The sequence below is a fragment of the Flavobacterium sp. 11 genome, from assembly GCF_002754315.1.
GTDB classification, from domain to species: Bacteria; Bacteroidota; Bacteroidia; order Flavobacteriales; family Flavobacteriaceae; genus Flavobacterium; species Flavobacterium algoritolerans.
The window spans coordinates 897,380-911,179 of the sequence record NZ_PEFE01000001.1 but is presented as its reverse complement, the minus strand read 5'-3'; the positions used below and the strand labels follow the sequence as shown (position 1 = coordinate 911,179).

The following is a 13,800-nucleotide window of genomic DNA, read 5'->3' as shown; positions in this document are numbered from 1 at the left end:
TTTTGAGTTCTAAATAAAGAATAAAAATGTTGGATTTTGAAGTTGGAGAACTTTGAAATTCAACATTTTTTTTAAAATAAAATAAACAATGACAAACCCTGATTTAATAAGCAAAACGATTCTTTTTGTAAAAGAAAAACTAGAAAATGCCGAAGGCGGACACGACTGGTTCCATATCGAAAGAGTGTTTAAAAATGCTGTTCTGATTTCAAAAAATGAAGTTTGTGATGCCACTGTTGTAAAACTTGGGGCTTTGCTTCATGATGTTGCCGATAGTAAGTTTCATGATGGTGATGAAACCGTTGGACCAAGAATAGCGCGTGAATTTTTAGAATCAGAAAATGTTGACGAAGAAATCATCGCTCATGTGGTAAATATCATTGAAAACATCTCATACAAAGGAGGTAATTTCGAAAAGAAATTCTTATCCATAGAATTAGATGTGGTTCAGGATGCAGATCGTTTAGACGCGATTGGCGCCATTGGAATCGCCAGAACGTTCAATTATGGCGGATTTAAAAATAGAGCGCTTTACGACCCTAAAATCGCTCCAAATTCCAGTATGACAAAGGAAGAATACAAGAAGAATGATTCTCCAACGCTCAATCATTTTTACGAGAAGTTATTGCTTTTGAAAGACAAGATGAATACCGAGGCCGGAAAACAAATTGCGCAAGAAAGACACCGTTATATGGAAGGATTTCTGGCGCAGTTTTATGCGGAATGGGAAGGGGAAAAGTAAGTAAGCAGTGTTCAGTTTTTAGTATTCAGTTTGTTGATGTTGAAATTGTACCGCTTTACTTCAAAAAAATCGATTTCAGTCTTGTTTTACACACAAACCACTAAATTCTGTTCACTGACCACTAATTTTAAATTCCTTTTTCTTTCATTTCCAGAATCACATCTGAAGCGTTTTTAAAAGTGGGTGCTTGCTCAATAATACTTCCCACTCTTTTTTTATTGAGTTTAAAGGTGATGTCATTTTCCGTTGTAAACAACAAAGCGGTCAAAAACGGGTTATTCATATACGGAGCCAATATAATAAAGGCTTCGTCAAGCGAATGGAAACTTTCTATTTCTTCGGTTTTGTAACGCGCCGTAACCGAAAGACTGAATACGTCATTCTCCAGTAAAACGGGACGCACATAAATATTTTTAAGTTCCGTATCACCAATGGTTTTAGCAAGCGTTAGTTTGGCATACGTATGGTTTTCGATACTTTCTTTTACCTTTTCCCAGAAAAGTACAAATACAGGTTGGAAGGACATAAGTTTGATTTTAGATGGTGTTATATTCCGAAACGGGTCTGTAAAATTAAGTGTTGTAAGCCAAACAATCTCTTTTTAAGGAAAGATTATTTTAAAGGATAATCACTTATAAACTAAAAAGAGAACCAATGTGGTTCTCTTTTGTAATTATTTCCCAGTAAATACTGCTTTTCTTTTCTCTAAAAAGGCGGTTGTTCCTTCTTTAAAATCTTCGGTTCCAAAACATTTTCCAAAGGCTTTTATTTCGGCTTCATAGCCATTTTTTCCTTCTTTGAAATTAGCATTGACTGCTTTTATGGCTTTGCCAATGGCGTAAGGAGAATTCTTGATTATTTTGTTTGCAAGGTTCACGCAGTAGTCTAAAAGTTCTGCTTCAGGAACAACGTGATTCACTAATCCGGTTCTGTACGCGTCTTGTGCCGTTACCATTCCTGCGGTCATAATCATTTCCATTGCGCGTCCTTTTCCTATCAATTGTGGCAAACGTTGTGTTCCTCCGTAACCCGGAATTACACCCAGTGAAACTTCAGGCAATCCCATTTTTGCATTTTCCGAAGCGATTCTAAAATGACACGCCATCGCCAGTTCTAATCCGCCACCCAATGCAAAACCATTGACCGCTGCAATTACCGGAGTTTTTAAATTCTCTATAAAATCAAATAATTTCTCTTGTCCTTCTGCCGCCAATTGCGTTCCTTCTTCAATCGAAAAATTAGCAAATTCAGAAATATCAGCTCCGGCCACAAACGCTTTTTCACCACTTCCAGTTAGAATAATAGCACGAATTTCATCATTTTTCCCTAATGTTTTGAAGGCTTTGTTCAAATCAGAAATGGTTGCAACATTCAAAGCGTTTAGTTTTGTAGGACGATTAATAGTAATCGTTGCGATGTTGTTTTCAGTTGCAATTAAAATGTTTTCGTAATTCATAATTGTAATTTTAAGAGTTAATTATTGGGAGTGAAACAATAAAAGTAGTTCCTTTTCCAAATTCAGTTTCAAAGGTAATCGTTCCTTTATAATTTTCGATAATGTTTTTTATAATACCGAGACCAAGACCCATTCCGCTGCTTTTGGTGGTGAATTTTGGTTCGAATATACGGTCGATGTCCTTGGGCTGAATGCCAATTCCGTTATCGGCAACGGTAATTAAAACGTTGTTTAGTTCTTTTTTTACCGATACGACAATAGACTTATTTTCCTGCTGTTCCGGAATGGACTGAATGGCATTCTTTGCTAAATTTGTGATGATTCGAATGAGTTGTGTTCGGTCAATTTTCGAAATAATTTCGGGAGAATCACTTTGGAATTGAATGTATTCTTCGTTGAAAATATCCATGGCAAGTTCTACTACTTCGACCACGTTTAAGGTTTCATTTTGCTGTGCCGGCATCGATGCAAAATTCGAAAAAGCCGAAGCCACCGCGCTCATTGTATCAATTTGCTGGATTAAAGTTTCGGAGTAGTCATTCATTTTCTGCTTTACATTAGGATCAGTCGGGTCAAATTTTCGCTGAAAACTCTGCACTGTTAGTCGCATTGGCGTAAGAGGATTCTTGATTTCATGCGCCACCTGTTTCGCCATTTCGCGCCAAGCTTCTTCACGTTCGCTTTGTGCTAGTTTGATGGCACTTTTCTCGAGTTCATCCACCATTCCGTTGTACGCTTTTATCAAAAGATTAATCTCTTTGCTGCTGGCTTCCAAAACAATTTTCTCGTTTTTTTGATTCAAACTCGTTTCGCTTAACTTATCTGAGATTGTTTTCAACGATTTAGTGATGTATGAAGAAAGGAAATAGGCCAATGCAAATGCGACGATAAGCATAAAGGAATACACTTGTCCCAGGCGGATTAGAAAGCTTTTTAATTCGTTTTCATAGTAACCGTCGTCTTCTACGTATGGAAGATTTAAGATTCCCAACGGTTTAAATTTATCGTCTTTGATTTGACTGAAAGCAGAGCGGTTCTTTTTGCCATCAATAGTTTTAATGTCTACGTATCTTTTTTCAATCGAAGAGCGAACCAGTTTTAAAATGTATTTGGGAATTGGCGGAGCGACTTTATCTACAGAAAATGATTCTTTGGAGGATTTTAGCAATTTTCCGTCTAAACTGTAAATGTTAATTTCAATACTGTGAATTTGTGCCAGTTCGTGAATTTTATCTTTAAAAATCAAACCTAAATTCTCCGTTGTCAAAGGATATGTAGTAGTCGAAAGCACATAATTTATATGTTCTTTTATTGCGTCTTCTTTTCGTTCTAAGCGCTCTTGGTGGTATTCTTTGGCTTCGTTTTTAAACTGAATGATTGAAATTGAAGCTAACAAAACGGACGCCATAATTATCAATACAATCATCGAAAGGAAAATCCTGATTCGTAACGAAAGCATTGATATTTTGAAGCTTTTAAACATATTAAGATTGATTTCTTTCTCTGATTTTTTTATAAAATTTAAATCCAAGCATAATTAAAATGGAAAAGAGAAAGATTCCAATTACACCATAAATCCAGTTGACTGCATTTTTTAAAATTACTAAAAAAACCACTGCAAAAAGGATAATCGTTGCGCCTTCGTTCCACAATCTCATGAAATTTGTGGAATATTTCACTTCGTCATTTTGCAATTGCTTGAATATTTGATGGCATTTTGCATGGTATAAATACAACACAAATACAAAGCCAAGTTTTACATGCATCCAAGGCATTTTTAACCAAGCTTGTCCTAAATCTGTAAAAAACAGCATCCAAAAAGCAAAAATACTGGCTAAAACTGCTGATGGCCAAGTGATAATGTACCACAAGCGATAGGTCATTATTTTGTATTGTTTTTGCAATATTTCTTTTTCTGGCGAAGGTTTTTGCACTGCTTCAATTTGGTAAACGAATAAGCGAACAATGTAAAATAATCCTGCAAACCATGTGATTACAAAGATGAGGTGCAGGGATTTAAGGTAATTATAGTATTCCATCGTTAGTTTGAATCAGTTTTGTGTTCATTTCTTTTTTTAGAAAATAGCCAGTTAGTAGCGTTGATAAAATATCAGCAATTGGGAATGCAATCCACACTCCAAAAATACCTAAAAAATTTGGTAGAATCAGCACTAACGGAATCAGGAAAAACCCTTGTTTGCTTAAGGTCAAAAGCAATGCTTTTTTTGCCTTTCCCGCCGCTTGAAAATAAGCCGCACCAATAAGTTGTACCGCTATGATTGGCGAAGCCGCAAAAACCCAGCGCAACGCTTCTGGAGTTTGGGCAATCACGAGTGGATCTGTAGTAAAAATAGCGACTATCGGTTTGGCAAAAATCAGAATTACCACAAAAATAACGGTGGCTAAAAAGGCGGCGTATTTTATTGAAAGCAGCACACTTTCTTTGACTCTTTCATAATTTCCCGCACCGTAATTAAAACCGGCGATAGGCAGAAATCCTTGTGTGATTCCCAGAATTGGAAACAAAGCAAACATCAACATTCGGCTGATAATTCCATAAATAGCAACGGAATGTTCGCCGCCATAAGTATATAAAGTATGATTCAGGATTATGGCTAAAATACTCACGACTCCTTGTCTCGAAAAAGTCACAAAACTCAATTCGGTTATTTCTTTTACAATAGGAATGTTGAATTTGAAATGTCTGGCTTTTAGTTGTAGTTCACTTTTAAAATAAAAAAACCAAAACACAAATAAGAAGCAGGTAAAATAGGATATGGCTGTAGCCAAAGCAGCACCAAACATTCCTAAATTCAGGTATTTTATAAAAATAATGTCTAGTAAAATGTTTATAAATGCAGGGATTATCATGGCGACCATTGCAAACTTTGCTTTGCCTTCGGCCCGAATCACGTTGTTCCCCATCATGCAAAGTGCCAAGAACGGAACGCTTATAATTATAGGTATAAAAAATTCTTTGGCGGGTTCCATTATGGCTCCTTTCGCGCCAAAAAGCATCAGCATTTCGTCGCTGAAAAAAAGACCAAATAGCACAAAAACAGATGCTAATAAAAAAGTCATCATAATTTGATTGCCAAAGGTATGCAAAGCTTTTTCCTTATGATTGGCTCCCAATGCTCTGGAAAGTACAGAGCCTCCGCCCACACCAATCGCCATTCCCAAAGAAGAAATCAAAAAGGTGATGGGCAAAACTACGGTTACCGCCGCAATGGCCAAAGAACCAATCCATTGCCCAACAAAAATGGTGTCAATTAAAATATTAACCGACATGAATAAAATTCCAATAGAAGAGGGAACGGCTTGTTTTATCAAGAGTTTTTTGATGTCCTGAGTTCCTAACTCATCGGCGGTAACAGCCATTTAAGCGTTAATTTTTTCAGAGTCAACTTTAACGGATGAAGAAGCGTTGGACCAATTTGAAATCCAATTGCTTACTGTTTTGCACCAATCGTCGCTGTCGTTCAAACACGGAATGGCTAAAAATTCTTCACCACCATGAGCTTTGAATTCATGATTGGCTTCCATGGCAATTTCTTCTAAAGTCTCCAAGCAATCGGATACGAACGCAGGTGTTACAACGGCAAGTTTTTTAATTCCTTTTTCGGGCATTTTGTTTACTTCAACATCCGTGTACGGTGTCAACCATTTGTCTCCCGCTAAGCGCGATTGAAAGGTCTGGCTGTATTTTCCTTCTGGGATTCCCAATAATTTTACCACTTGTTTTGTGGTTTCGTAACATTGGTGACGGTAGCAAAATTCATGTGCCGGCGAAGGCGTGTTGCAACAAGAACCGTCTATTTTACAATGTGATTTGGTAATATCTGTCTTGCGAATGTGACGCTCTGGAATTCCGTGGTAGGAGAATAATAAATGATCGTAATCAAAACCTTCTAAATGACCTTTGATAGAATCAGCCAGATTTTTTAAGTAATCAGGTTTGTTATAAAATGCAGGAACAATCGTAAATTTCATTTCCGGAAAGTGCTTTTTACGCAATTCTTCGGCTAGTTCTAATATTGTAGTTGTAGATGCCATCGCATGTTGTGGATACAATGGAAAAAGAAGTACTTCATTCACGCCTTTGTCATGCAATTCTTGTAAACCGGACAATAAAGATGGATTTCCATAACGCATCGCTAAGGAAACGGGAACATCAACTAATTGCTTTACTTTGGCGTGCATTCTTTTGGAAATAACGACAAGCGGAGAACCTTCGTCCCACCATATTTTTGCGTAAGCAGCAGCCGATTTTTTAGGTCTTGTTTGTAAAATTATCCCACGAACTAATAATGCTCGCAACAAAAACGGAACGTCAATTACGTATTTGTCCATTAAAAATTCATCTAAATATGGTTTTACATCTTTTGGAGTTGGACTTTCCGGAGAACCTAAATTAACTAATAATACACCTTTCATGTTATCTTTTTTTGTTGGCACAAAAGTAAATAAACTTACTTTTTTATAAATTGCGATTAACTATTTTTTATTTATTGTTTAATATAAGAAATCAATTGGTTACTGCATATTTGGGTTGATTGACATTAAATATTTCTTTGGCGTGGTGGCAAATTTCTTCTTGAACGCCGCTATGAAATGACTTCCGGTGCTGTATCCAATTTTCAATCCTACTTCGTTTACATTGTAAGAGCCGCTGTCGAGTAATTTTCGGGCAAAATCCATTTTGTAGTCAAATAGAAATCCATAAACTGTATCGCCATAAATTTGTTTGAAACCCATTTTTAGTTTCTTTAGATTCAAACCTATTTCATCGGCTAATTCCTGTAATCCAGGCGGTTCGGCCATGTTGGCAATGATAATTTCTTTAGCTTTTCTAATCTTCATTACATTGTCCTCATCGATTAAAAACGGACATTGTTCTGCGTTTGGATCTTCGGTTCGATTGAAATACAAACTCAATAATTCGTATCCTTTCCCTTTGTAATAGAGGTTTTTTATAGACGGGTGTAAGCTGTAATGGAATAGTTGCGACAAAACAATTGCCATCGATGGACTGATATTTCCTTCGTTATAATATTTTTTGTCCTTATTATCAGCACTCAAAAAAGTAATATAATCGGCTTCTGTAGAAAACAAAGCATGAAATTTTTTGATGGAAATAATCACGGAAATCACCCAAGAATTTGGTGCTAATTCCAAATTTAAGGGCAACTCTTTTTGTGGATTGTACAAAAGCAATGATTTTTCCTCTTTCAGTTCCAAAGCATAATTACCTTGGTTAAAAATAAATTTGGCTTTTCCTTTGATTCCAAAGTGAAACTGAATCAGTCCGCTATCTACTTCGCGTTGTGCATTAAAGGCATCAACACTGTCATTTTGAAAGCGAATGAGCGTAAAATCATCCTCAATTTTTATAATTTCCTGAGAACCCATAGCGATATTTTTTTAATATGAAAATGATATTTATCAGACTCTTTTATTTAGAATAGCTCTAAATAGGATGATTCAAACAACTTGATTTCACTACAAAAATAGAATTTTTTACAATAAAATAAGCAATTGGAACTAAAAAATCACTTAGCGATACAAAAAGAACTTCTAGCGTTACTTTTATAAATACTATAGTGATAATTTTGTTCCACTTTCTGGAAAAGTGCAAATATGGAAAACAATAACACATCAAAGCATCACTATTTTTACGCAGTTGGATTAAGCTATAAAAAAGCAGATGCTGAGATTAGAGGTAAGTTTAGTTTAGACGCTGCTGCAAAAACGCGTTTGCTGGAACAAGCTAAGAATGAAGGAATAGAGAGTTTAATAGTCACTTCTACCTGCAACCGTACTGAAATTTACGGTTATGCGGAACATCCGTTTCAATTAATCAAATTAATTTGTGAGAATAGTCAAGGCTCTGTTGAATCATTTCAAAAGGTAGGTTTTGTCTATAAAAATCAAGAAGCGATTAGTCACTTGTTTCGTGTAGGAACGGGTTTAGACAGTCAGATTCTGGGTGATTTCGAAATTATAGCACAAATAAGAAATTCTTTTTCCCAATCAAAATCATTGGGTTTAGCCAATGCTTTTATGGAACGATTGGTGAATGCCGTTATCCAAGCCAGTAAAAAAATAAAAACCGATACAGAGATTAGCTCAGGCGCTACTTCGGTTTCTTTTGCCGCGGTTCAATATATTTTCAAGAATGTAGAAGACATTGGAAACAAAAACATTCTCTTGTTTGGTACCGGAAAAATTGGTAGAAATACGTGTGAAAATTTAGTAAAACATACTAAAAACGAACATATTACGCTAATTAACAGAACCAAAGAGAAAGCAGAAAAATTAGCTGGGAAATTGAATTTAATCGTAAAAGATTATTCTGAACTGCATTTGGAACTACAAAAAGCAGATGTTGTTGTGGTAGCAACCGGCGCACAAAACCCTACTATTGACAAAGCGATTCTGAATTTGAAAAAACCAATGTTGATTTTGGATTTATCAATTCCGAAAAATGTCCATGAAAATGTGGAAGAAATAGAAGGTGTTACGCTGATTCACATGGATTATTTGTCACAACTAACAGATGAAACTTTAGAAAATAGAAAAAAACACATTCCTGCTGCTGAAGCAATCATCGAAGAAATAAAAGAGGAATTTATTACGTGGACCAAAGGCAGAAAATTTGCGCCGACAATCAATGCTTTAAAAGCAAAATTGAATGCGATAAAAACATCCGAATTGGATTTTCAAAGCAAGAAAATTTCAAATTTTAATGAAGAGCAAGCCGAAATAATCAGCAACAGAATTATCCAAAAAATAACAACTCATTTCGCTAATCATTTGAAAGATGATGATACTATGGTGGATGAAAGTATTGAATGGATTGAGAAAGTTTTCAAAATAGGAGCGACTACAAAATAATGAGCAAAATTATACGCATAGGAACCCGCGATAGTGAACTCGCGCTTTGGCAAGCCCATACTGTCGAAAAAAAACTAAATGATTTAGGCTATAAAACCGAAATTATAGCGGTAAAATCGCAAGGAGATATCATTCTTGATAAACCACTTTACGAATTAGGAATCACAGGAATTTTTACTAAAACACTGGATATCGCTATGATAAATGGCGATGTTGATATTGCGGTGCATTCCATGAAAGATGTCCCTACGGCTTTGCCAATAGGAATTGTACAAGCGGCTGTTCTGGAAAGAGCGAATACTTTGGATATTTTAGTACACAAAGGAAACCTTGATTTTCTTAATGGGGAAGGTACAATTGCCACAGGAAGTTTGCGTCGTCAAGCTCAATGGTTAAATAAATATCCCAATCACAAAGTAGTGGATTTGCGTGGAAACGTCAACACGAGAATGCAAAAATTGCAGGACAGCGATTGGAACGGAGCTGTTTTTGCAGCAGCAGGATTAGAAAGAATTAACTTGAAACCGTCTAATTATATCGATTTGGATTGGATGATTCCAGCGCCGGCTCAAGGTGCTATGGTTGTTGTTGCGATGGCAAATGATGAATTTTGCAGACAAGCGCTAAACGAACTTAACGATATTGATACTGAAGTTTGCACACATATCGAAAGACAGTTTTTAAAAACCCTCGAAGGCGGTTGTACGGCACCAATTGGCGCTTTAGCAGTTTTTGTAGAAGATGATATTTTGTTTAAAGGCGTTCTGTTTTCTATCGATGGGAAGCAAAAAATCGAAATCGAAAAAACCGTTCCTATGCAAGAATGGAAGAAATTAGGCTTTTATTGTGCCAAAGAAATTTTAGAAAATGGCGGAGCAGAATTGATGACAGCAATTAAAATTAATTTGAAAAAATAATGAGTCAAACAAGCATTTTATCCACCAAAACATTGTCAGCAGAACAAAGACAAGTATTTCTTGATGCTAATTTTGATCTTTTAGAACAAGATTTCATCGAAATCAAAAACAACCTTTTTGAACTGAAAACAATCAACAACAACTTGATTTTTAGTAGCCAAAATGCTGTTTTAAGTTTGATAGAACAAAACGGTTGGGAAGTTTTAAAGAGTAAACATGTTTTTTGTGTCGGTATTAAAACCAAGGAATTACTCGAATTGCATGGCTTTACAGTCGATGTTTATTTGGATTACGCCTCTGAATTAGCTGAAATAATCACTTTGATTTACAATAAGGAAAGCTATACTTTTTTGAGCGGAAATTTGCGTAAAGAAACGTTGCCAGAAGCATTAAAAAGCGCAGGAATAACTTTTAATGAAATTGAAGTGTATCAAACAGCGCTTGCGCCTTTTAAAATATCAGACCAAGAAAAATTTGACGGAATTCTATTTTTTAGTCCATCTGGCGTTGAAAGTTATTTGACAAATAATAAAATCAAGAATGAAGTTTGTTTTTGCATAGGCACTACTACAGCATCAGCATTAGAAATAAAGAAAATTAAAAACATCGTAATTGCCGAAACACCAACTATCGAAGAGGTGATTGAGGAAGTTATTGAATATTATAAAATGGAAAGCATCTAGCAATCTGCTAAAATTTAAATACATGATTAAGAACGACCTATTTTTAAGAGCACTAAAAGGAGAAACAGTACAACGTCCACCAGTTTGGATGATGCGTCAAGCCGGAAGATATTTGCCGGAATTCATCGCTTTGCGTGATAAATATGATTTCTTCACCCGTTGTCAAACTCCAGAATTAGCTGCTGAAATTACTGTACAACCAATAAGAAGAATTGCACCGGATGCTGCGATTTTGTTTTCGGATATTTTGGTAATTCCGCAAGCAATGGGAATTGAAGTGTTGATGAAAGAAAATTTTGGTCCGTTTTTACCAAATCCTATTCGTACGATTCAGGATGTGGAAAAGGTAATTGTTCCAGACGTTCACGAAACTTTGGGGTATGTTTTTGAAGCTATAAAATTGACTAAGGAAATGTTGAATGATGAGGTGCCGTTAATTGGTTTTGCAGGTTCTCCTTGGACAATTATGTGTTATGCAGTAGAAGGGAAAGGTTCTAAAAGTTTTGATATGGCCAAGGGATTTTGTTTCCAACATCCAGAAGCAGCGCATGTTTTATTGCAAAAAATCACCGATACCACTATTTTATATTTAAAAGAAAAAGTAAAAGCGGGAGTAAATGCCGTTCAAATTTTTGACTCTTGGGGCGGAATGTTGTCTCCAGTTGATTATCAGGAATTCTCTTGGAAATACATCAACCAAATCATTGAGGCTTTGGCTGATGATGCACCGGTTATCGTTTTCGGAAAAGGATGTTGGTTCGCATTAGGCGAAATGGGGAAAAGTAGAGCATCAGCGTTAGGTGTTGATTGGACTTGTTCTCCAAGAAATGCAAGATACTTGTCTGGTGGAAATATCACATTACAAGGAAATTTTGATCCTTCCAGATTGTTGTCTCCAATTCCGGTGATTAAGAAAATGGTACACGAAATGATTGACGAATTCGGAAAAGACAAATACATCGTGAATTTAGGTCACGGAATTTTACCAAATATTCCTGTGGATCACGCAAAAGCATTTATTGATGCCGTGAAGGAATACAATCAGTAGTCAGTCACAGTCAAAGTTTTCAGTTTCCATTTTTGTAGCTGAAAATCATTACTGAAAACTAATTTATAATGAAAGAACAATTTTATTCTTACATACAAAACCTTCAAGACCAAATCTGTAAAGGATTGGAAGCAGTTGAAGGTCAAGCCAAATTCCGTGAAGACCTTTGGGAACGTCCGGAAGGTGGAGGAGGAAGAACCCGCGTGATTGAAAACGGTCCCGAAGGGTCGGGAGTTTTCGAAAAAGGCGGCGTTAATATTTCGGCAGTACACGGGAAATTACCCGAAGCCATGCAAAAGATGTTCAATGTAGGTGAAGCTGATTTTTTTGCCTGCGGACTGAGTTTGGTATTGCATCCAAAAAACCCAATGACACCAACCGTTCATGCGAACTGGCGTTATTTCGAAATGTACGATGAGAACGGAAACGTAATTCAACAATGGTTTGGTGGTGGGCAGGATTTAACACCGTATTATCTGTTTGAAGAAGATGCGATTCATTTTCATCAAACCTGTAAAACCGCCTGCGACAAACATAATCCGGAGTTTTATCCAAAATACAAGAAACAATGCGATGCCTATTTCTGGAATGCGCACCGAAATGAAGCCCGCGGAATTGGCGGATTGTTTTTCGATTATTGCAAAGCAACCGATGACATGAGTATGCAAAACTGGTTTGATTTCGTTTCAGAAGTGGGGAATAGCTTCCTCCAAGCGTATGTTCCAATTGTAGAAAAGAGAAAAGATTTACTGTATACTCCAGAACAAAGAACGTGGCAGGAAATTCGTCGTGGTCGTTATGTGGAGTTTAATTTGGTGCATGACAAAGGCACTTTATTTGGTCTAAAAACCAACGGAAGAATCGAAAGTATTCTGATGAGTTTGCCGCCACATGTGCAATGGGTATACGACCATCATGCAGAAGCTGGAAGCGAAGAAGAAAAATTAATAAACGTATTAGAGAATCCAAGAGATTGGCTTTAGGTTTATTTTAAATTCTGAATTTTAAATTTTAAATGGGTTTAACTTTAAACTTTTAAACCTGAAACTTTAAACGAAAATATATGTTCCCATTACACAGAGGCAGAAGATTAAGAACAAACGAATCCATAAGAAGTTTGGTTCGTGAAACCAGTTTAAGTCCAGCGGATTTTATGTTTCCTATGTTTATTGCTGAGGGAGAAAATTATCAAGTAGAAATTGCGTCCATGCCAGGCATATTTCGTCGTTCGATTGATTTAACGGTAAAAGAAATCCATGAATTATTCGATTTAGGCATTCGTGCGGTGAATATTTATGTAAAAGTCAGTGAAAATTTAAAAGACAATACAGGGAAAGAAGCTTGGAATCCAAACGGATTAATGCAAAATGCCATTCGTGCCATCAAAGTCGCTTGTCCGGAAATGATTGTAATGCCTGATGTAGCTTTAGACCCCTATTCTATTTATGGACATGACGGAATCATTGCAAATGGAGATGTAGAAAATGATTCGACGAATGCAGCTTTGGTGAAAATGGCTGTTTCTCATGCGCAAGCGGGTGCCGATTTTGTAGCGCCATCGGACATGATGGACGGACGCGTGTTGCGTTTGCGTGAAGGTCTTGACGCTGCTGGTTTTCATAATGTGGGCATCATGAGTTATTCTGCTAAATACGCTTCTGCATTTTACGGACCATTTCGTGATGCGTTAGACAGCGCTCCTGTTGATGCCATTGAAATTCCAAAAGACAAGAAAACCTATCAAATGGATTATGCGAATCGTATCGAAGCCATCAAAGAAGCGTTGTGGGACGTGGAAGAAGGCGCTGATATGGTTATGGTAAAACCCGGAATTGCGTATTTAGACATCGTTCGCGAAGTCAAAAACGCCGTAAATGTTCCGGTAACGGTATACCATGTTTCGGGAGAATATGCGATGATCAAGGCCGCAGCCGAAAGAGGTTGGCTGGATCACGATAAAATTATGATGGAACAATTAATGTGTATCAAACGGGCTGGAGCCAGTTTAATTTCGACTTATTTTGCTAAAGAAGCTGCAATACTTTTAAATAAATAGA

Annotated in this window: 14 protein-coding genes; 7 read left to right on the top strand and 7 right to left on the bottom strand. The window is 36.6% G+C overall.

Annotation, left to right across the window (positions count from 1 at the left end; all coding sequences use genetic code 11):
• Positions 1–88 precede the first annotated feature (88 nt).
• Positions 89–742: an HD domain-containing protein gene (locus CLV00_RS03965; RefSeq protein ID WP_099713913.1), complete on the top strand. Its 654-nt coding sequence runs from the start codon at positions 89–91 to the stop codon at positions 740–742.
• Positions 743–869: 127 nt separating this feature from the next.
• Here CLV00_RS03965 and CLV00_RS03960 read toward each other — a convergent pair whose 3' ends face one another.
• The 7 genes from CLV00_RS03960 to CLV00_RS03930 form a co-directional block, all read right to left on the bottom strand.
• Positions 870–1,268: a hypothetical protein gene (locus CLV00_RS03960; RefSeq protein WP_099713912.1), complete on the bottom strand. Its 399-nt coding sequence runs from the start codon at positions 1,266–1,268 to the stop codon at positions 870–872.
• A 147-nt stretch (positions 1,269–1,415) separates the two neighbouring features.
• Positions 1,416–2,198, bottom strand: coding sequence for an enoyl-CoA hydratase/isomerase family protein (locus CLV00_RS03955; protein ID WP_099713911.1), 783 nt, complete (start codon positions 2,196–2,198; stop codon positions 1,416–1,418).
• A 10-nt stretch (positions 2,199–2,208) separates the two neighbouring features.
• On the bottom strand, positions 2,209–3,681 hold the full coding sequence (locus CLV00_RS03950) for a PAS domain-containing sensor histidine kinase (protein WP_369800903.1): 1,473 nt from the start codon (positions 3,679–3,681) through the stop codon (positions 2,209–2,211).
• Position 3,682: 1 nt separating this feature from the next.
• Positions 3,683–4,237 (bottom strand): CopD family protein, encoded by a 555-nt coding sequence (locus CLV00_RS03945; protein WP_099713909.1) that lies wholly within the window; start codon positions 4,235–4,237, stop codon positions 3,683–3,685.
• Positions 4,224–5,579 carry an MATE family efflux transporter gene (locus CLV00_RS03940; RefSeq protein WP_099713908.1) on the bottom strand — a complete coding sequence of 452 codons (1,356 nt, stop codon included), beginning with the start codon at positions 5,577–5,579 and terminating at the stop codon, positions 4,224–4,226. The genes CLV00_RS03945 and CLV00_RS03940 overlap by 14 nt, the downstream gene beginning before the upstream one ends.
• Positions 5,580–6,635 (bottom strand): ferrochelatase, encoded by a 1,056-nt coding sequence (gene hemH, locus CLV00_RS03935; RefSeq protein WP_099713907.1) that lies wholly within the window; start codon positions 6,633–6,635, stop codon positions 5,580–5,582. It abuts the gene before it with no gap.
• A 99-nt stretch (positions 6,636–6,734) separates the two neighbouring features.
• Entirely contained in the window at positions 6,735–7,610 is an 876-nt protein-coding gene (locus CLV00_RS03930; RefSeq protein WP_099713906.1) for an AraC family transcriptional regulator, read from the bottom strand.
• A 228-nt stretch (positions 7,611–7,838) separates the two neighbouring features.
• Between CLV00_RS03930 and hemA the strand changes: the two genes are divergently transcribed.
• From hemA to hemB, 6 genes are all read left to right on the top strand, one after another.
• Positions 7,839–9,095, top strand: coding sequence for a glutamyl-tRNA reductase (gene hemA, locus CLV00_RS03925; RefSeq protein ID WP_099713905.1), 1,257 nt, complete (start codon positions 7,839–7,841; stop codon positions 9,093–9,095).
• Complete coding sequence (gene hemC / locus CLV00_RS03920) at positions 9,095–10,012, top strand: hydroxymethylbilane synthase (protein ID WP_369800902.1); 918 nt, start codon at positions 9,095–9,097, stop codon at positions 10,010–10,012. Before hemA ends, hemC begins: the two co-directional genes overlap by 1 nt.
• Entirely contained in the window at positions 10,012–10,695 is a 684-nt protein-coding gene (locus CLV00_RS03915) for a uroporphyrinogen-III synthase (RefSeq protein WP_099713903.1), read from the top strand. The genes hemC and CLV00_RS03915 overlap by 1 nt, the downstream gene beginning before the upstream one ends.
• Positions 10,696–10,717: 22 nt before the next feature.
• Positions 10,718–11,743, top strand: coding sequence for a uroporphyrinogen decarboxylase (gene hemE / locus CLV00_RS03910; RefSeq protein WP_099713902.1), 1,026 nt, complete (start codon positions 10,718–10,720; stop codon positions 11,741–11,743).
• Between the two features lie 68 nt (positions 11,744–11,811).
• Positions 11,812–12,726, top strand: coding sequence for an oxygen-dependent coproporphyrinogen oxidase (gene hemF / locus CLV00_RS03905; protein ID WP_099713901.1), 915 nt, complete (start codon positions 11,812–11,814; stop codon positions 12,724–12,726).
• An 80-nt stretch (positions 12,727–12,806) separates the two neighbouring features.
• Positions 12,807–13,799: a porphobilinogen synthase gene (gene hemB / locus CLV00_RS03900; protein WP_099713900.1), complete on the top strand. Its 993-nt coding sequence runs from the start codon at positions 12,807–12,809 to the stop codon at positions 13,797–13,799.
• Position 13,800 lies beyond the last annotated feature (1 nt).